At 59.2% G+C, this 18,799-nt stretch carries 12 protein-coding genes; 6 read left to right on the top strand and 6 right to left on the bottom strand.

Going from position 1 to position 18,799, the window contains the following annotated elements:
- The first annotated feature begins 32 nt into the window (after positions 1–32).
- Positions 33–1,181: a pyridoxal phosphate-dependent aminotransferase gene (locus tag CKW17_RS25470; protein ID WP_095122495.1), complete on the top strand. Its 1,149-nt coding sequence runs from the start codon at positions 33–35 to the stop codon at positions 1,179–1,181.
- Positions 1,169–1,960, top strand: coding sequence for an amidohydrolase (locus CKW17_RS25465; RefSeq protein WP_095122493.1), 792 nt, complete (start codon positions 1,169–1,171; stop codon positions 1,958–1,960). Before CKW17_RS25470 ends, CKW17_RS25465 begins: the two co-directional genes overlap by 13 nt.
- Before the next feature lie 169 nt (positions 1,961–2,129).
- Here the strand turns inward: CKW17_RS25465 and leuA are convergent, their stop codons facing one another.
- The 4 genes from leuA to CKW17_RS25435 all read right to left on the bottom strand — a co-directional run bounded on the left by leuA (position 2,130) and on the right by CKW17_RS25435 (position 7,496).
- Positions 2,130–3,809: a 2-isopropylmalate synthase gene (leuA, locus tag CKW17_RS25460; protein ID WP_008082522.1), complete on the bottom strand. Its 1,680-nt coding sequence runs from the start codon at positions 3,807–3,809 to the stop codon at positions 2,130–2,132.
- A 463-nt stretch (positions 3,810–4,272) separates the two neighbouring features.
- On the bottom strand, positions 4,273–5,094 hold the full coding sequence (locus tag CKW17_RS25445) for a M23 family metallopeptidase (protein ID WP_095122487.1): 822 nt from the start codon (positions 5,092–5,094) through the stop codon (positions 4,273–4,275).
- Between the two features lie 3 nt (positions 5,095–5,097).
- Positions 5,098–6,477, bottom strand: coding sequence for an exodeoxyribonuclease VII large subunit (gene xseA, locus CKW17_RS25440; protein WP_016984362.1), 1,380 nt, complete (start codon positions 6,475–6,477; stop codon positions 5,098–5,100).
- Between the two features lie 131 nt (positions 6,478–6,608).
- A complete protein-coding gene (locus CKW17_RS25435; protein ID WP_095122485.1) occupies positions 6,609–7,496 on the bottom strand; it encodes a LysR family transcriptional regulator in 888 nt (295 codons plus the stop codon).
- Between the two features lie 99 nt (positions 7,497–7,595).
- Here CKW17_RS25435 and CKW17_RS25430 point away from each other — a divergent pair, with 99 nt between their 5' ends.
- The 4 genes from CKW17_RS25430 (at position 7,596) to guaA (ending at position 12,340) form a co-directional block, all read left to right on the top strand.
- Positions 7,596–8,363, top strand: a complete 768-nt coding sequence (locus CKW17_RS25430; RefSeq protein WP_095122483.1) for a sulfite exporter TauE/SafE family protein — start codon at positions 7,596–7,598, stop codon at positions 8,361–8,363.
- A 165-nt stretch (positions 8,364–8,528) separates the two neighbouring features.
- Positions 8,529–9,077 carry a sugar ABC transporter ATPase gene (locus CKW17_RS25425; protein WP_038363001.1) on the top strand — a complete coding sequence of 183 codons (549 nt, stop codon included), beginning with the start codon at positions 8,529–8,531 and terminating at the stop codon, positions 9,075–9,077.
- 116 nt (positions 9,078–9,193) lie between these two features.
- Complete coding sequence (guaB, locus tag CKW17_RS25420; RefSeq protein WP_007916845.1) at positions 9,194–10,663, top strand: IMP dehydrogenase; 1,470 nt, start codon at positions 9,194–9,196, stop codon at positions 10,661–10,663.
- 99 nt (positions 10,664–10,762) lie between these two features.
- Positions 10,763–12,340, top strand: coding sequence for a glutamine-hydrolyzing GMP synthase (gene guaA / locus CKW17_RS25415; protein WP_007916833.1), 1,578 nt, complete (start codon positions 10,763–10,765; stop codon positions 12,338–12,340).
- Positions 12,341–12,429: 89 nt separating this feature from the next.
- On the opposite strand, the gene CKW17_RS25410 is transcribed toward guaA, so the two are convergent.
- Both CKW17_RS25410 and CKW17_RS25405 read right to left on the bottom strand, forming a co-directional pair.
- Positions 12,430–15,534, bottom strand: coding sequence for a membrane-targeted effector domain-containing toxin (locus tag CKW17_RS25410; RefSeq protein WP_095122481.1), 3,105 nt, complete (start codon positions 15,532–15,534; stop codon positions 12,430–12,432).
- Positions 15,535–15,695: 161 nt separating this feature from the next.
- Positions 15,696–18,707 (bottom strand): membrane-targeted effector domain-containing toxin, encoded by a 3,012-nt coding sequence (locus CKW17_RS25405; RefSeq protein ID WP_371850968.1) that lies wholly within the window; start codon positions 18,705–18,707, stop codon positions 15,696–15,698.
- Positions 18,708–18,799: the final 92 nt, after the last annotated feature.

Raw genomic sequence — 18,799 nt, 5'->3', positions numbered from 1 at the left:
GAAACTTGCAGCTCACCTGCAAGGGGCTACCGATGATCACCAGTAAGCTGCCGAATGTCGGCATCACTATTTTCACGCAGATGTCTCAGCTCGCGGCGCAAACCGGCGCGATCAACCTGTCTCAGGGTTTTCCTGATTTTGACGGCCCGCAGTCGTTGCGCGATGCGGTCGGCCGGCACATCGCCAATGGCCATAACCAATATTCGCCGATGACCGGTTTGCCGGCGCTGCGCGAGCAGATTGCGGTGAAGATTGCTCGCAGCTATGGCGTGCAGGTCAATGCCGACAGCGAAGTGACGGTCACGCCGGGCGCGACCCAGGCGATCTTCTGTGCGATTCAGGCGGTTATCCACAGCGGCGATGAAGTTATCGTGTTCGGTCCGTGCTACGACAGCTACGAGCCGGCCACGGAGTTGGCGGGTGGTCGTTGCGTGCATGTGCAGTTGAACCCGGACGACTTCTCCATCGATTTCGACCAGCTCGCCGCGGCCCTGAGCCCGCGCACGAAAATGATCGTCATCAATACCCCGCATAACCCGAGCGGTGCACTGATCAGTCGTGCGGAGCTGGATCAACTGGCGGCGCTGATCCGTGATCGCGACATCTACCTGATCAGCGACGAAGTCTATGAACATCTGGTGTTCGATGGCGTGCCGCACGTTAGCGTACTTGCTCACGAAGAGCTGTATCAGCGCGCCTTCGTGGTCAGCTCGTTCGGCAAGACCTATCACGTCACTGGCTGGAAGACCGGTTACGTCGTCGCGCCGCCAGCGCTGACGGCCGAGCTGCGCAAGGTGCACCAGTACGTCAGCTTCTGCGGCGTCACGCCGTTGCAATACGCGCTGGCCGATTACATGGCCGAGCACCCGGAACATGTCGAAGAGTTGCCGGGTTTCTATCAGGCCAAGCGCGATCTGTTCTGCGATCTGCTGGCGCCGTCGCGCTTCAGTTTCACCCGAGTCACCGGCACCTATTTCCAACTGGTTGATTACTCGCAGATTCGTCCCGACCTGAACGATGTCGAGATGGCCATGTGGATGACCCGCGAACACGGCGTGGCGAGTATCCCGGTGTCGGTGTTCTACCAGAACCCACCGCAAGGCCAGCGCCTGGTGCGTCTGTGCTTTGCCAAACGCGAGGAGACGCTGCGTGAAGCGGCGGCGAAACTATGCGTGATCTGAGTGCATTACCCGATCTCAATCTGGCGCTGATCCAGACCAGCCTGGCCTGGCATGACCGCCAGGCCAACCTTGAGCATTTCGAGGTGTTGCTGGAGCAGGCGCGCGGGGCGGATCTGATCATCCTGCCGGAAATGTTCACCACCGGATTTTCCATGGAGTCCGAAACCCTTGCCGAAGCCGAGAATGGCCCGACCAGCAAGTGGCTGCGGATTCAGGCGGCGAAGCTCGATGCAGTGATCACCGGCAGTGTGATCATTCAGGCTGCCGACGGCAGCCATCGCAATCGCCTGTTGTGGGCGCGGCCGGACGGCGAAGTCTTGCATTACGACAAGCGTCACCTGTTCCGCATGGCCGGCGAGCACAACCATTACACCCCCGGCGAACGTCAGGTGCAGTTCGAACTCAAGGGCTGGCGTGTGCGTCCGCTGATTTGCTACGACCTGCGCTTTCCGGTGTGGAGTCGTGATGCGCAGGATACCGATCTGCTGCTGTACACCGCCAATTGGCCGGGTGCGCGGCGTTTGCACTGGAATCGTCTGTTGCCGGCACGCGCCATCGAAAACCTTTGCTATGTGGCGGCGGTGAATCGTGTTGGCACCGACGGCAAGGGTTTCGCTTACACCGGCGATAGTCAGGTGCTGGATTTCCAGGGTGAAACCTTGCTGGCGGCGGGGGAGGCGGATGGTGTGTTTAAGGTGGTGCTGGAAGCCGCAACATTGGCGGCTTATCGCGAGCGCTTTCCAGCGAATCTGGATGCCGACACCTTCGAGTTCACCTGAGGTAACTGATCGTTCCTACGCTCTGCGTGGGAATGCAGCCCGTGACGCTCCGCGTCACTGGACGCAGAGCGTCCCTTGAGGCATTCCCACGCAGAGCGTGGGAACGATCGCAGGCAAAAAAAAGGCCCCGGAGTTCGCACTCCGGGGCCTTCTGCATTTCAGCGGTCGATTACGCCGCTTTCGCCTCAGGCTGGCTCAGCGAGCGGTTCAGCGCGCTGAACAGGGCCTTGAAGCTGGCCGTGGTGATGTTTTCATCGATACCCACGCCGTGTACCGCTCGTTCGCCATTCACACGCAGCTCGATGTAAGCCGCTGCTTTGGCGTTGGTGCCCGCGCCGATCGCGTGTTCGTTGTAGTCCATGATCTCCACCGGAACTGGCAGGCCGGCGACCAGTGCTTCCAGCGCACCGTTGCCCTTGCCGCGCCAGTGCAGGTTGGTTTCACCCTGACCTTTGCTCGCCACTTCCACTTCGACGTTGCTGTTGCCGTTTTCTTCCTGCAAGCGATGGCTGACCAGCGCGTACGGGGTATTGGCTTGCAGGTATTCGCTGATCAACAGCGAGTGGATCTGCTTGGCGGTCATCTCCAGACCCAAGCGGTCGGTTTCACGCTGCACGACCTGGCTGAACTCGATCTGCATGCGACGTGGCAGGCTGATGCCGTATTCCTGCTCCAGCAAGTAGGCGATGCCGCCCTTGCCCGACTGGCTGTTGACGCGAATCACCGCCTCGTAGCTGCGGCCAATGTCGGCCGGGTCGATCGGCAAGTACGGCACTTCCCACAGCGCATCGGGTTTTTGCTGAGAGAAGCCCTTGCGGATCGCATCCTGGTGCGAGCCGGAGAATGCGGTGTGCACCAGGTCGCCAACGTACGGGTGACGCGGGTGAACCTGAATCTGGTTGCACTCCTCGACGACTTTGCGCACGCCGTCGATGTCGGAGAAGTCCAGCTGCGGGTCGAGACCCTGGGTGTACATGTTCAGTGCGACGGTGACGAGGTCGACGTTACCGGTGCGCTCGCCATTGCCGAACAGGCAGCCTTCGACGCGATCGGCGCCGGCCATCAGGCCCAGTTCGGTAGCCGCAACGCCAGTGCCACGGTCGTTGTGGGTGTGCAGGCTGATGATCACGCTGTCACGACGGTTGATGTTGCGGCCGAACCACTCGATTTGGTCGGCGTAGATGTTCGGGGTCGCGCACTCAACGGTAGCCGGCAGGTTGAGGATCATCTTGTGCTCAGGCGTCGGGTTCCACACCTCGATCACCGCATCACAGACTTCCTTGGCGAATTCCAGTTCGGTGGCGCTGAAGGTTTCCGGCGAGTATTCGAAGGTCCACTCGGTGTCCGGCTGCATTGCGGCGTATTTGACGAACAGCTTGGCCGCGTTCACAGCGATGGCCTTGATGCCGTCCTTGTCCTGGTTGAAGACGATGCGACGGAAAGAAGGCGAAGTGGCGTTGTACAAGTGAACGATGGCTTTCTTCGCACCGCGCAATGATTCGAAAGTGCGCTCGATCAGGTCTTCACGGCCCTGGGTCAGCACCTGAATGGTGGTGTCATCCGGAATGTGGCCTTCTTCGATGAGGGTACGCACGAAGTCGAAGTCAGTTTGCGAAGCGGCCGGGAACGACGCTTCGATTTCCTTCACACCGACCTGCACGAGGGTTTTCCAGAAGCGCAGCTTCTTAACCGCGTCCATCGGTTCGATCAGCGACTGGTTGCCGTCACGCAAGTCGGAGCTGCACCAGATCGGCGCGGTGTCGATGGTTTTCGACGGCCAGGTGCGATCCGGCAGGTTGATGACAGGAAACGCGCGGTATTTCGAAGACGGATCTTTGAGCATGCTCATCGGGAAATTCCTTATTGTCTGGGCCGAAAAGAGGCGGCCTGCCGGTGTTACGAATGTTCTGGGAAAGCGTGGGACGAGGTGCCGCGATTCAGCCTGGCAGTCGTGCGCTGACGAGGCACAGGCTGCGGTGCTGGCGAAGCTGAATAAGGGTGTGAGAGGTTTTCATGCCCTCAACCCTAACCGCGAGGGGAGAGGATGGCAAGCAGTCGAAAAAAATTGAGAGGAATACTCGGAAAGCGGGTTTTTGCGGGATTTTATTGCGCTGGAGGTCGCTGAACGTTGTGATATTTGCGCGAGGTTTGAATGGGGCGCAATCGGGGATGATGGGGTGTCAGGGGTTTTTGATTACAGCATAAGCCGCCATCGCGAGCAGGCTCACTCCTACAGTTGATCGTGTTCACAACACCGGTCCAATGTAGGAGTGAGCCTGCTCGCGATGAGTCCATCAGCTTCGCTCTATTTTTTAAGGCTGAAATGCGCCAATGAAAATCGCCGGATCCACCCGCGCATCATTCAGGCTGACATTCCAGTGCATGTGCGGGCCGGTCGCGCGGCCGGTCATGCCAACCTTGCCGACCACCGCGCCCCGCGCCAGTTGATCGCCGACTTTCACATCAATCTTCGACATGTGGCAGAACATGCTGATAAAGCCTTGGCCATGGTCGACAAACACCGTGTTGCCGTTGAAGAAATAGTTGCCAGTGAGGATCACCTTGCCCGCCGCCGGGGTCTTGATCGGCGTGCCCATCGGCACCGCGAAGTCGAGGCCGGCGTGGGGATTGCGCTCTTCACCATTGAAGAAGCGGCGCACGCCAAACTTGCTCGATAGCGGCCCGTTCACCGGTTTGTCCAGCAACAGATTGCTCGGCGTGTTCGGGCTGAAGCTGCGGTAAGCCTTGATCTGTTCAGCCAGTTCACCCTCGATGCGCTTGAGGTTCGACTGATCCGGGTTTACTTGCTGTTTGTTCTTCAGGGTGATGCGCTGTTCCGGGTATTTTTTGTTGCCCACGGTGAACGGCAGATTGCGCCCGCCACTGCTGATCTGCTGCGCGCCGGGATTGACCGTCAGCGGCACACCGACGATCGCCAGCCAGTTGTTCTGCTCTTTTACCACCAGCACCGGTTTGCCCTGATACGTGGCTTTCGGTGCCTGCGCGGCTGAGCCGAGATCAACCACCGCGACGCCACCCGGCACCGGTTTGTTCAGTAGCCGGGTGATGTAACTGTCGGCGTGGGCGTTGAAGGTCAGGCAGAGCAAAAACAGTGGAGCCAGAAAACGCGGCATGGATCAGTCCAGTAAAGAGAGGGTGACAGGCGTCAGGTGATTGTCCTCGACGCGCACTTGCAGTTCGCCTTCGCCGAGTTTGGCTTTGAGACGCTGGCCGGTGTGGGTCTGCGCGGCGTTGCGAATCGCATGGCCGCGCTCATCGAGCAGAATGCTGTAACCGCGACCGAGCGTTGCCAACGGGCTGACCACGTGCAGCGTCTGCATCTGGCTGTGCAGTTGCAGACGACGGTTTTTCAGGCCTTCACGCATGGCGCGGGGCAGGCGTTCGGCAAGGCTGTCGAGGCGTTGGCGCAACATCGCTAACTGACGTCCCGGATGTTGCCCGGCGAGACGGGTTTCCAGGCGGATCAGGCGTTCGCGGCGAGTATTGAGGTGACGTTCGAACGCCCGGCGCATGCGCATGTCCAGATCGTCCAGACGCTGCGCCTGCTGGCGCAGACGTTCGCCGGGATGACGCAGACGACGGGCCATGCCTTCCAGACGCAGGCGATCACGCATCAAGCGATCGCGCATACGCATCACCAAGCGGCGATGCAGGCTTTCGACCTGACGGATCAAGTGACTGGAATCGGGCGCGAGCAACTCAGCGGCGGCGGACGGCGTCGGTGCGCGCACGTCAGCGACAAAGTCACTGATCGACACATCGGTTTCGTGACCGACGGCGCTGACAATTGGCGTCACGCAGGCATCGACGGCGCGGGCCACGGCTTCTTCGTTGAAGCACCAGAGGTCTTCCAGCGAGCCGCCGCCACGGGCAAGGATCAGTGCGTCGAAACCACGGGCATCGGCCATTTTCAGGGCGCGGACGATTTGCGCGGTGGCTTCGCGGCCCTGTACGGCGGTGGGGATCAGCGTCAGTTGCACCTGCGGCGCACGGCGGCGGAACACGCTGATGATGTCGCGAATCACCGCGCCAGTTGGCGAACTGATAATGCCGATGCGTTGCGGATGTGCTGGCAACGGCACTTTGCGTTCGGCACTGAACAGACCTTCGGCGCTGAGCTTTTCTTTCAGCGCATCGAAGGCCAGGCGCAGCGCGCCGTCACCGGCAGGTTCGACGGTGTCGAGGATCAGTTGATAGTCGCCACGGCCTTCGAACAGCGAAACCTTGCCACGCACCTTCACCGCCAGGCCGTCCTTCAACGCCTGACGCACCCGCGCCGCGTTCTGCCGGAACAGCGCGCAACGCACCTGCGCGCCGCTGTCCTTGAGGGTGAAATAGATGTGGCCGGACGCCGGACGGGCGAGGTTGGAGATTTCGCCTTCGACCCAGATGTTGCTGAACACGTCTTCGAGCAACACCCGCGCGCGGCCGTTGAGCTGGCTGACGGTCAGGACTTCACGGTCCAGGCCAAGTCTTGCAAAGGGATCTTTAATCATGGGGCGCAGTTTAAAGGCATTTGCCGTTGAATCACCACAAGTCCCCTGTAGGAGTGAGCCTGCTCGCGATAGCGGTGTGTCAGTCGCAGGATAGGTTGAATGCTCAACCGCTATCGCGAGCAGGCTCACTCCTACAAGGGGGTTTTGAAGGTTTCGATGAAGTGGTGAATCAGGGGTGTGGGATTCTGGCGGTAGGCGAGGGCGACGGTGCTGTGGCAATCGGGATCGGTCAGCGGCAGAAATCGTACGCCGCTCGGGGCGATGTCCTGCATCGATTCCGGCAGCAGGGCGATGCCGAAACCGGCCTGAATCAGCTGGAGCTGGGTGGTCTTGCGGGACATGACCCGCGCCGCTCGCGGAAAGAAGCCCTGACGCATGCACAATTCAGCACACAGATAACTCAGACCGCCGCGTTGCGGATGCGGGATCGAGATGAATGCCTCGTCCTTCAGTTGGGCCAGGTCGACACGCTCAGCCTCGGCCAATCGATGATTCATCGGCACTGCCAACAGCAACCGTTCAGTAAACAGCGGCACAATCTGAATACCTTCGCGCTGGCGCAACACTGGCAGGCGCAGCAGGCCGATATCGAGGCGTCCTTCGGCCAACTCTTCCAGTTGCGCCTCGGAAGACAACTTGCCGATGTCCAGCGTCACACCGGGTTGTTGCTGCAGATACGCACCGATTTCACCGAGCAAACGACCGCTGATCGACACGGTGCTGGAATGGCTGAGGCGCAACGTGCCGAGCTGGCCGTTACCGACTTCAGTGGCCATGGCACTGGCCTTGCTCAACTCATTGAGCAAATTTTTTGCTCGCGGCAAAAACGCTTCGCCCGCTGCTGTGAGGCGAGGCTGGCGCGCGGTGCGTTCGAACAGCGGGGTCTGCAGGCGCGTCTCCATGTCCTTGATCTGCCGGCTCAGCGCCGATTGCGCGATAAACAGGCGCTCGGCCGCCGCACTGAAACTGCCGCATTCGGCGATTTCCACGAAGTAACGCAATTGACGGGTTGAAAGCACAGCAATGCCTTTTTGAGATGGGGCGGTGGCTTTGAAGATATTAGTCGCAACGCTCGACGCTGGCTAAAGTCATCTCAGGCTATTTAAGGATGTGGATCGATGAGCGTGGCGGGGTTGTTGAGTGAGTGGTCGTGGGGCGTCAGTGGTTGGGCAGTAATCGGGCTGGGCATCGCCCTGGCTTACATCGTGTTCGGTATCGCCGGATTCGGCACGGCGCTGGTGGCGGGGCCGATTCTGATTCTATTCATGCCGCTGTCGAAAATCGTGCCTCTGCTGGTACTACTGGACTTTGTCGCGGCGTTCGGCAACCTGCTGCCGTCGCGGCGGGATGTGGCTAAGCCCGAGTTGTTGCGGCTCTTGCCGTGCATGGCTGTCGGCTGCACGTTGGGGGTGATTTTCCTGCTCAACCTCAAGTCCGATGTGTTGCTGCTGTTGATGGGGTTGTTTATCAGCGCTTACGCGATTTACAGCCTTTGGGTGAAAGCGCGGCCGACGCAATTGTCTGCGGGGTGGGCAGTGCCGATGGGGACGGTGGGCGGATTGTTCGGCGCGCTGTTTGGCAGTGGCGGCTTTCTCTATGCGATCTATCTCAACAGCCGCTTGCCCAAAGACGCGGCCCGGGCCACGCAAAGTGCGCTGATCAGTTGCAGCACGGTGGTGCGTTTGAGTCTGTTTGCCATCGCCGGTGTGTATGCCGAGCTACCCTTGTTGATGCTGGCGCTGTGTTTGTTGCCCGCGATGGTGCTAGGGCTATGGATTGGCCGGCGGTTGACCCTGCGCTTGTCGCGTGAGGCGTTTGTGCGTTTGGTGACATGGCTGGTGCTGGCGAGCGGGCTGGCGTTGATCGGGCGCTACCTCAGCACTTGACCGGATTTTGTCAGGGATTAAGCTGCCGGCCGCTATTCCCTTGTAGGAGTGAGCCTGCTCGCGATAGCGGTGTATCAGTTGATCTTGATGTGTCTGACCCACCGATATCGCGAGCAGGCTCACTCCTACAGGGGTAAACCTCGGTATCTGCAGCAGGCTTGCACCATGAATTCGCAAAGCATCATCGTCCCGAAAATCTCCACCCTGCCGGTCCACGAACCCCGGGCCCGGGCGATCGTGCGCTGGCTGGTGCGCAAGAACATCATCAAAGAAGAGCTGACCACCTGTGGCCGCACCGGTAACCGCATGGCTTACGCGATTGCCGATGGCGCCCGTGCCGTGGTCCTGCACCCGCAGGCGTTGCCGTTCGGGGAGCCGATCAACGGGCTGGAGATCGTCACCAAGCGCTGCATCTACACCCCGGCCAAAGGCTTTCTCGAAGAAGCCGGTTGCGCCGAGTGCCGTCGTGAAGTCGGCGAAGCGCTGTTCGAAAGCCTTGAAGACTGGTTCCCGGGCCGCACAGACAACTTCACTTGCCCGGAATGCGGCCATGAAGATGACATCAACGGTTTTCTGTTTTTGCAGGAATGTGCGTTTTCCAACCTCGGCTTCATCTTCAACAACTGGCTGGAAGCGGGTTTCAAGCAAAGCTTTATCGATGAGTTCGCCGATTGGCTCGATCAACCTGTCTCTTGGGTCAAGGTGGAGCTGTAGGGCCGGGGATCTCCGTATATCAGCAACATTGATATTAAGCTGAGTTTTACATTGAACAGCAGGGGGTGGATGACTATAATGGCGCGCTTCCATTTTCCCGCTCGGGAGCCCCCGCGATGCTGCGTATCAGCCAAGAAGCTCTGACATTCGACGACATTCTCCTAGTGCCCGGTTATTCCGAGGTACTTCCTAACGAAGTCAGTCTCAAGACCCGCCTTACCCGTGGCATCGAGCTGAACATTCCTCTGGTTTCTGCTGCAATGGACACCGTCACTGAAGCCCGTCTGGCAATCGCCATGGCTCAGGAAGGTGGCATCGGCATTATCCACAAGAACATGACCATCGAGCAGCAAGCTGCCGAAGTGCGTAAGGTCAAGAAGTTCGAAGCCGGCGTCGTCAAGGATCCGATCACCATCGAGGCTGATGCCACGGTTCGTGATCTGTTCGAATTGACCCGCATGCACAACATTTCCGGCGTTCCGGTGCTGCACGATGGCGACCTGGTCGGCATCGTCACTTCCCGTGACGTGCGTTTCGAAAGCCGTCTGGAAGCGACTGTCCGTGAAGTGATGACGCCGAAAGAGCGTCTGGTCACGATCAAGGAAGGCGCGAGCAAGGACGAAGCACGCGAGCTGTTGCACAAACACCGCATCGAGCGCGTGCTGATCGTCGACGACAAATTCGCCCTCAAAGGCATGATGACCGTCAACGATATCGAAAAAGCCAAAGCCTACCCGCTGGCCAGCAAGGACGATCAAGGTCGTCTGCGCGTTGGCGCCGCTGTCGGCACCGGTAAAGACACCGGTGACCGCGTTGCCGCTCTGGTCAATGCTGGCGTGGACGTCGTGGTAGTCGATACCGCGCACGGTCACTCCAAAGGCGTGATCGACCGCGTTCGCTGGGTCAAAGAGAATTTCCCTGAAGTGCAGGTGATCGGCGGCAACATCGCCACCGGCGCCGCTGCCAAGGCTCTGGCCGAAGCAGGCGCTGACGCAGTCAAGGTCGGTATCGGCCCTGGCTCGATCTGCACCACCCGTATCGTCGCCGGTGTCGGCGTCCCGCAAATCAGTGCCATCGCCAACGTTGCCGCTGCCCTTGAAGGCACCGGCGTTCCGTTGATCGCCGACGGCGGCATCCGTTTCTCCGGTGACCTGTCCAAGGCCATCGTAGCCGGTGCTTCCTGCGTGATGATGGGCTCGATGTTCGCCGGTACTGAAGAAGCACCGGGCGAAATCGAACTGTTCCAGGGCCGTTCGTACAAGGCGTATCGCGGCATGGGTTCGCTGGGCGCCATGTCCCAGGCTCAAGGTTCTTCCGACCGTTACTTCCAGGACTCCTCGGCAGGCGCCGAGAAACTCGTTCCGGAAGGCATCGAAGGCCGTGTTCCTTACAAAGGCACCCTGAGCGCGATCATTCACCAGTTGATGGGCGGTCTGCGTTCCTCGATGGGCTACACCGGTAGCGCCAACATCGAAGAAATGCGCACCAAGCCTGAGTTCGTGCGGATCACCGGCGCTGGTATGGCCGAATCCCACGTGCACGACGTGCAGATCACCAAAGAAGCGCCAAACTACCGCGTAGGTTGAGCCTTCAAGCAATAAAGTAAGCAACCGGGGCTGTTTGATTCAGCCCCGAGTTGTTTCTGAATCACGACTGTTTCTGAACGACTTAGACGAGACTGAATCATGGCCCTCGATATTCACGCTCACCGCATCCTGATCCTCGACTTCGGCTCGCAATACACCCAACTGATTGCCCGCCGCGTGCGCGAAATCGGTGTGTACTGCGAACTGCACCCGTTCGACATGGACGAAGATGCGATCCGCGAATTCGCTCCTAAAGGCGTCATCCTCGCCGGCGGCCCCGAGTCCGTGCACGTCGCCGACAGCCCGCGCTGCCCGCAGGCAGTGTTCGATCTGGGCGTACCGGTCTTCGGTATCTGCTACGGCATGCAGACCATGGCCGAGCAACTGGGCGGCAAGGTTGAAGGTTCCGAACTGCGTGAGTTCGGTTACGCCCGCGTTGACGTGGTCGGCAAGAGCCGCCTGCTCGACGGCATCGAAGACCACATCGACGCTGACGGCCTGTTCGGCCTCGACGTGTGGATGAGCCACGGTGACAAGGTCACCAGGATGCCAGAAGACTTCCACATCCTCGCCAGCACCCCAAGCTGCCCGATCGCCGGTATGTTCAACGACGACCGTGGCTACTACGGCGTGCAGTTCCACCCGGAAGTGACCCATACCAAGCAGGGCGGTCGCATTCTGTCGCGCTTCGTCCTCGACATCTGCGGCTGTGAAGCCCTGTGGACGCCGTCGAAGATCGCTGAAGACGCCATTGCCAACATCCGCGCACAAGTCGGCACCGACAACGTGCTGCTGGGTCTGTCCGGCGGCGTTGACTCCTCGGTAGTTGCTGCGCTGTTGCACAAGGCCATCGGCGATCAACTGACCTGCGTCTTCGTCGACAACGGCCTGCTGCGTCTGCACGAAGGCGAGCAAGTGATGGCCATGTTCGCCGAGAACATGGGCGTCAAAGTAATCCGCGCCAACGCTGAAGAGCAGTTCCTCAACAACCTGGCCGGCGAAGCCGATCCAGAGAAGAAGCGCAAAATCATCGGTCGTACCTTCATCGACGTCTTCGATGCCCAGTCGAACAAACTGGAAAACATCAAGTACCTCGCGCAGGGCACCATCTACCCGGACGTGATCGAGTCGGCTGGCGCGAAAAGCGGCAAGGCTCACGTGATCAAGTCGCACCACAACGTGGGCGGCCTGCCGGAAGAGATGAACCTGAAACTGGTCGAGCCACTGCGCGAACTGTTCAAGGACGAAGTCCGTCGTCTGGGCCTGGAGCTGGGCCTGCCGTACGACATGGTCTACCGTCACCCGTTCCCGGGCCCGGGCCTGGGCGTGCGCATCCTCGGTGAAGTGAAGAAGGAATATGCCGACCTGCTGCGTCGTGCCGACCACATCTTCATCGAAGAACTGCGCAAGGCCGACTGGTACCACAAGGTCAGTCAGGCGTTCGTCGTGTTCCAGCCAGTGAAATCGGTTGGCGTTGTCGGCGACGGCCGTCGTTACGCTTGGGTGGTTGCCCTGCGTGCCGTGGAAACCATCGACTTCATGACCGCGCGTTGGGCACACCTGCCTTACGAATTGCTGGAAACCGTCTCCGGCCGCATCATCAATGAAATCGAAGGCATCTCTCGCGTTACTTACGACGTGTCGAGCAAGCCGCCGGCGACGATTGAGTGGGAGTGATCCTGCCGCGCGTCGAAGCTGGTATTGAGTGAACGAAAACCCCTGGCCCAGGCCAGGGGTTTTTCGTTTCAATCGCCGCGCGAATCCTTTCAGGTGGGTAAGCGACTTTGCAGTTTCAGGCCTATTTCTATCAGGCGCTGAGATAACGCTGCGATATCGGGAAACAATACGCCACTGATGCGCGGCATTGACTGAAGCCAGATATAAGCCTGGCCGTCCTGCGTCAGGTTCACCGGCGTTCGAACAATGCTGCCTGTACTGCCGCGCCGCACCAGCGTGTAACCGTTTTGCGATTTCTCGACGAGGTACATGCCATTGCGATGGAGCAGGCGTGCCTGCGCCGCCTCTGTCCATATCACCGGCGGCGCGTCGATTTGCAGACGCAGGTCAGCGTAAAGGTAGTCGAACGAGTTGCGGGTCGATGCACCATTGTCGAAGGGGCCGCGAGCCACCTTGACTCCCGGGTCGATGCTGACTCCTGGCACTTCCGAAGGTGAGGATTCTTCGATACGCAAGCCGATACCGCCTCTGAGTTCGCTGATGCCTGGCAGGTTTCTGAAGTTATTGGTGTTCTGTGCATCGATCAAGGCTACCCATTTGCCCGGTCGATTGAGGAGTGCGTCGCCCCACATGATTCTGTTCATCTGCTGAGCGTTCATCATTTGCTCCTCAATCGAGGTGAGTGGCACTTTCATTTTGGAGATCGCCGCGCAACCAAGGCCTTGAACGCGTACGTTATTTGCCTGCGCGGTCTTGACCAGTTCGAGGATGTTGAACGTCTCGTCTGGATCGGTTCCGAGACTGCCCAGATAAATCCGCAGATCCTCTGACATCAGCCCGCTCGTGTAGAAACCGTTCAGATCCATCTGGGCAAAATCGCTCAGCAGGTCACCCACGTAGAGCGTCGTGATGTGTCGTGCAAACGCTGGCATGTTGCTGATCATGAATCGCATGCTGGTGATGCGATCGAGGGTTTCCCCCACCACCAGCCCCATCGTTTTCTCGAAGACGCGATCAACGAGTTCATCGGTCGGCATCGAGTGACTGACTTCGGGTATTACCGGACGCGCAGGCAGATTGGTCCAGTCCAGCTCTGAGTAATGCTCTTTGGCTTCGTTCAGGAGTCGTGTGCGTTTTTGGCTGAAAAACAGCGTGAATTGTTCTTCGTCAGATGGATGGCCTGGGACGATGTTCGCCATATCGGCAGAATCCTGGGGCAGGTTCATTGCCCACTTTTTCAGTTTGGCCGCGTCCAGCTCTCCAATATCACCGAGGGTGGTCACCAGGCGCAGCGGACGGGCAGTGGATGGCACCGGTTCGACCAATGGCAGGCCTGGCGATGGGGTTGATGAGATGACCTGCGAGGTCAGTTCGATTTCTGACGCACATGGCGTGCCCACGCACTGCCCGCCACCTTTGAGACGCAGCGCCGGCGTGCGCTCCCATTTGCCGGTTGCGCTGAAACGCACTGGCAATGAATACGCGAACTGGTTGGGGTGTTCCGGATCGACGATGGCCCAACTGCCACTGTCCCCGGAGGCGTCGAAGTAACGCACGTAGTACGCGTTGCCTTCGATCTCGATGGCATAGGGCTGAGAGTTGCCGAGTCGGTAAATGCCTTGAAACTTCCCGGACTCGGTTTCTACAGAAAAACGATCAAGCAATTCGTTGCACTGGTAGCGGGCTGGAATCTGTGGCGCGAGCGGACCGTGCAGCGTGGGGCGGGGTGATGTCTCGATGGGAATTGCGTTTGCCATCTCGTCAGTCTCCTCGTCAGTGGTCAGCAACGGCGCCTGATCCAGCGGTGGCAGAAATGGATCGTTGCCCGAGGTGAACTCAATCAGCCCGGCCATTTCTTCGGCTTCGGCAAACTCGACCTGCGGGCCCACTTCCAGATGCGCGCCGGTACCGATCAGGAACGGAACGTTGAACAGTACTTCAATGCCGTTGAGCACCGCGCCAAGGGTGCCGGCCTTGCGCTCGACAGCCGTCCTGCCGTTGACCGCCAGATCGATGTTCAACCCCATATTGGCGATCCCGGCGCCAATCACCGGCAGTGCCAGTGGCCATCCTACAGTTGCCATCGGGCCGAATACCCTGAGACCGGCACTGAGGTAACCCATCCAGAGTTTTTTGCGCAGATCGCTGTTGGAGGTCAGCGCCATGTCTGCTTCGGCAAACATGGCGCTGCGTGTCGAATCGCTTAACCAGGTGAACGCGTCACCGCTGATGGTGACGTTGCCGTGGTTGATCATCCGGTGATCGCTATGACCCCAGGTGCTGACCAGGCGAGTCATCAGGTCATTGAGTTTTTCGCCCATCCGGTTGCGGTCGGCCAGGGAGAAGCGGTTCATGAAGATCTTGCGCTTATCCTCCGTATTCATCTGTTCCAGCATCCACCAGTGCAGATCCGCTTGATCTTCCATCAGCCGAAAGGGTTGCACTTCGCCGGGTAAGTAAAGGGTTTGCCGACCACTGTCCTCAACGAAACGCAGCGCATGGGTGGCGACGTGCCCATCGAGATCCAGCGCGCGTACATGAGCGCCCACCGGGTGCGTGGCTTGTAGCATTTGCAGGGTGACGGGCCAGGTCACGGAGCCGATAACCGAATCGATCACGCGCTGAAAATCTGTACCGTCAAGGTGGCCCTGTTGCAGCGCCTGTACGGCCAGGCTGAGAAAATTGCACTTGGCCAGTGTCCGGAAATGGTGCGACGAGGTTTGCCAGTAAGTGGTCAGTTGCCGGGTGTAGCGGCTGCTGAAATCGATATTCCAGAACGCCTGCAGCACATCACTGCCCAGCAGTCGAATTTCATTATCCTGATTGAAGTTGTCGGCCTGCGGCCCGTCTGCGTAAAAGCCGCAGTACAGCCCCAGCAGATCGGCATTGTCCTGATCGGTGGCGCGAAAGCGCTGGATTACCAGTTGGGTGAGGGTCAACGATTCATAGGGCTTTTCCAGCAGATGTTCCCAGCCGGTGAAGGTCAGGTTGCTGCTCTGCGCGGCCCTGAATCGATGGAAATAGACACGGTCCGGATCAAGGCCCGGCAGTCCTTTGTCGATCAGCAATTGAAGGGCGACCTCACGGGCCGCCTCCAGCAGGCTGGGGCAAGCCTGCACGAGTGATGTAGCGATTGCCCTGAGGCTGGTCTTGTCAGCTGCGTTCGGCAGCAAACGGCGTTCGGGAGCGTTCATGTACTTCTCCATCCATGGGGAAAACGAGAATCAAGCATGACCGAACAGCTCAAGAGCGATGCACTGCATATGTATTGCATGCTGCAAGGCCGACGGATGGCGTGATCCCGCTGAGCAACGGCTCCCGAGGGGCAGGGCAGTGGCTGTCTCGGGCCACGCTGTCAGTCCGGAAGACGGCTTTGTAATGTCAGGCCCATTTCGATCAATCGGTTAGACATTTGCTCGATGCTGGCGAACGGGACATCGTTCACTTGCGGCCATGACGGGCGGTGCAACGAAACGCTTCCATCCGCCAGTTGACTCACGCGCGTTCGCACCAGCATGCCCTGTTTGCTGCGGTGCACCACGGTGTAGGTATCGGCGATTTTTCTGAGCATGAACATGCCGCGCCTGTGCAACAGGTTCTCTAACGTATCCTCAGTCCAGTTCACCGGTTCGGCCGGTACGCGTAGACGCAGGTCAGCGCGCAGCACGTCGTTATTGCCCGGTGATGCAGAGCCGTTTGGAAATGATCCACGACGCACTTCGATACCCGGATCAGCCTCGATGTCCATGGTCGTTTCCATCCCGACTTCCTCGATGCGCAACCCGATGCCACCCTTTATTTCGCTGATACCGGCAAGGCCTCTGAGCGTGTTGGTGTTTTGCGCACTGATCAGCACGATCCATTTCCGGGGGCTGTTGAGGTAGGTGTCTCCCGTCATGATGTCGCTCGCCAGATAAGTACCGATCATCTGCTCGTCATAGGGCGATAGCGGGGACTTCATTTTGTAGCTCGCGGCGCAATCAATCCCCTGGATACGAACACCGTTTTGCCTGGCAACCTTGACCAGTTCCAATGCATTGAAGAGCCCCGCCGGATCGGTGCCCAGGCTGCTCAGATAGGTTTGCAGATCCGCCGACAGGGTGCCGGACGTGAAGTAGCGGTTCAATTCCACTTGAGCGAAGTCACTGAGGATCCCGCGCATGTAGAGGGTTTTTGCGTGCCTGGCCAGAGCAGGCATGTTTTCAATCATGAAGCGCATGCTGGCGATACGATCCAGGGTTTCGCCCACCACCAGCCCCGAGGCTGATTCAAAGATGCGATCCAACAGGCCGGGAATGTCCAGCGGTGCCGTGATTTCTGGCGTTGGCGGTCGCGCAGGCGAGGTAATCCATGGAAGATTGCTGAAGAATTTTCTGGCGGCGGTCTGCAGCAGTTTGCGCTTGCTCACCGCGTATAGCTCAAAGGGGTCGGCCATGCTCAATGCGCCGGAGGCATCGGGCAGCAGTTGGGCATGGGTTTCGTTCAGGTTCAGCGCCCAGCCTTTTATCGAACGGCGCACCGTCGGCTCGATATCGTAGGCAGAGGGCACGATGCGGATCGGGCGCACGACTGTCGCTGCTGATTCGAACTCCGGTTCTACGGCCACTTCGGACGCTGGGGATTCAAAGGTGTCGAGCGCAATATCCGGGGCACACGCCTTGCCCATGCACTGGCCGCCGCCCGAAAGGCCCAGCGATCGCATACGCTCCCACAGACCTTCGGCATTCAGGCGAATCGGTAATGAATGAACAAACTGATTGGGTCGCTCAGGGTCAACGATTGCCCAATAGCCACCCCCACGCGAGTCGGTGAAATATTTGACGTAGTAAGGATTTTCATCCAGCAGGACGGCGTAGGGAGGATCAGCATCAAGTCGAAAGATACCTTCGAACTGTCCAGGTTCGCTTTCCGCTTGCAAACCGTCGAGCAGTTCATTGCACAGGTATTTGTGCGGAACCTGTGGCGGCGGCGCGCTGGCCGCCGGAATCAGTCTGGGGGGATCAGGTTCAGAAACGAAGACGTCGGGGCTATCCGCAACCATGATTTGCTGCGTATCGACAGGCGGCTCCGGTTCCACGGCCGACTCTGACTCGATCAGCTCCGCCATTTCCGTTGCCTCGGCCGCTTCGACCTGTACGCCTGTCTCGAGCATTGCACCGGTGCCTTTGAGGAACGGGAGATTGAACAGCGTTTCAATCCCGCTCGCCACGGCGCCAAGCACTCCGGCCTTGCGTTCGCTGGCGGTTTTGCCATTGACCGCCTGATCGATGTTCAAGCCCATGCTGGCAATGCCGGCGCCGATCACCGGCAGCGCAACAGGCCAGCCTACAGCGGCCATCGGCCCGAACACCTTGAGGCCGGCGCTCAAATAGCCGATCCACAGTTTTTTACGCAGATCGCCGTTGGACGTCAGCGACAGGCTGGCTTCGGCGAACATTGCGTTGCGGGTGGTGTCACGTAATCCACTGAACGCATCACCACTGAGCGCCAGGTTGTGCTGATTGATCAGATGATGATCGGCGTGGCCCCAGGTGCTCACCAGCCGGTTCATCAGATCGGTGATGTTCTCGGTCATTCGCTGACGTTCGGCGAGTGGAAAGTGACTGAAGAAGTTCTGCCGCCGAGTAATTTGATTCATCTGCTCGAGCACCCACCAGTGCATGTCCGCCGGCGTTTGCTTGACGACGAATGGCAACTCTTCACCGGGCATATAGATGATTTGCCGGCCAGTGGGAGCGACGACGCGCAGGAGATTGGTGGCGACATGTCCACTGATATCGAAAGCGCGCACGTCACCGTCCACGGTGTGGCTCGATTGCATCATTGCCAGGGTCACTGGCCAGGTGACAGGCCCGATCAGCGCGCCGACGAGGCACTGGAAATCACTGTCGGTCAGTTGCTTGAGTTCAAGTGCCTGCACCGCACGGCTGAGAAAAGTGCATTTGGCCAGCGTGCGAAAATCATTGCCGTGGGTGTTCCAGAAGGCCGTCAGCTGGTTGTGGTACCGCGTGCTGAAGTCGATGTCCCAGAAGGCGTCGAGTACCTCGTTGCCGTGCAGGCGACATTCATTGCGGTGATCGAAATCTTCGGTGTCGGGGCCGTCGGTATAGAAACCGGCATAGAGATCCAGCAGGTCAGCGTTGTCCTGATCGGTGGCCCGAAAGCGATGAATCACCAGTTGTGTGAGGGTTATCGATTCGTAGGGCTTTTCGCGGATGTGCTCCCAGCCGGTAAACGAGCGGGTACTGCTTTGCGCAGATTTGAATCGATGGAAATAGACCCGGTCCGGGTCGATCCCCTTCAGGTGCTTACGCTCCAGCAATTCGCGGGCGACTTGATGCGCCTCGTCGTGAAGGCCAGGGCACATTTGAACGACTGTCGCAGCCATGGCTTTGAGAGAGGCTTTGTCTGCTGCATTCGGCAGAGGGCGCTGTTCGGGCGATTTCATGCTTTCTCCAT

The sequence above is a fragment of the Pseudomonas sp. Irchel s3f10 genome, from assembly GCF_900187515.1.
Taxonomy (GTDB): Bacteria; Pseudomonadota; Gammaproteobacteria; order Pseudomonadales; family Pseudomonadaceae; genus Aquipseudomonas; species Aquipseudomonas tensinigenes.
The sequence above is the reverse complement of the archived record's forward strand: the minus strand, read 5'-3'. Positions and strand labels throughout refer to the sequence as shown.

Coding starts and splice junctions, on each gene's coding strand:
- CKW17_RS25470 (WP_095122495.1), top strand. CDS start 33: ATGATCACCAGTAAGCTGCCGAATGTCGGCATCACTATTTTCACGCAG.
- CKW17_RS25465 (WP_095122493.1), top strand. CDS start 1,169: ATGCGTGATCTGAGTGCATTACCCGATCTCAATCTGGCGCTGATCCAG.
- leuA (WP_008082522.1), bottom strand. CDS start 3,809: ATGAGCATGCTCAAAGATCCGTCTTCGAAATACCGCGCGTTTCCTGTC.
- CKW17_RS25445 (WP_095122487.1), bottom strand. CDS start 5,094: ATGCCGCGTTTTCTGGCTCCACTGTTTTTGCTCTGCCTGACCTTCAAC.
- xseA (WP_016984362.1), bottom strand. CDS start 6,477: ATGATTAAAGATCCCTTTGCAAGACTTGGCCTGGACCGTGAAGTCCTG.
- CKW17_RS25430 (WP_095122483.1), top strand. CDS start 7,596: ATGAGCGTGGCGGGGTTGTTGAGTGAGTGGTCGTGGGGCGTCAGTGGT.
- CKW17_RS25425 (WP_038363001.1), top strand. CDS start 8,529: ATGAATTCGCAAAGCATCATCGTCCCGAAAATCTCCACCCTGCCGGTC.
- guaB (WP_007916845.1), top strand. CDS start 9,194: ATGCTGCGTATCAGCCAAGAAGCTCTGACATTCGACGACATTCTCCTA.
- guaA (WP_007916833.1), top strand. CDS start 10,763: ATGGCCCTCGATATTCACGCTCACCGCATCCTGATCCTCGACTTCGGC.
- CKW17_RS25410 (WP_095122481.1), bottom strand. CDS start 15,534: ATGAACGCTCCCGAACGCCGTTTGCTGCCGAACGCAGCTGACAAGACC.
- CKW17_RS25405 (WP_371850968.1), bottom strand. CDS start 18,707: ATGTGCCCTGGCCTTCACGACGAGGCGCATCAAGTCGCCCGCGAATTG.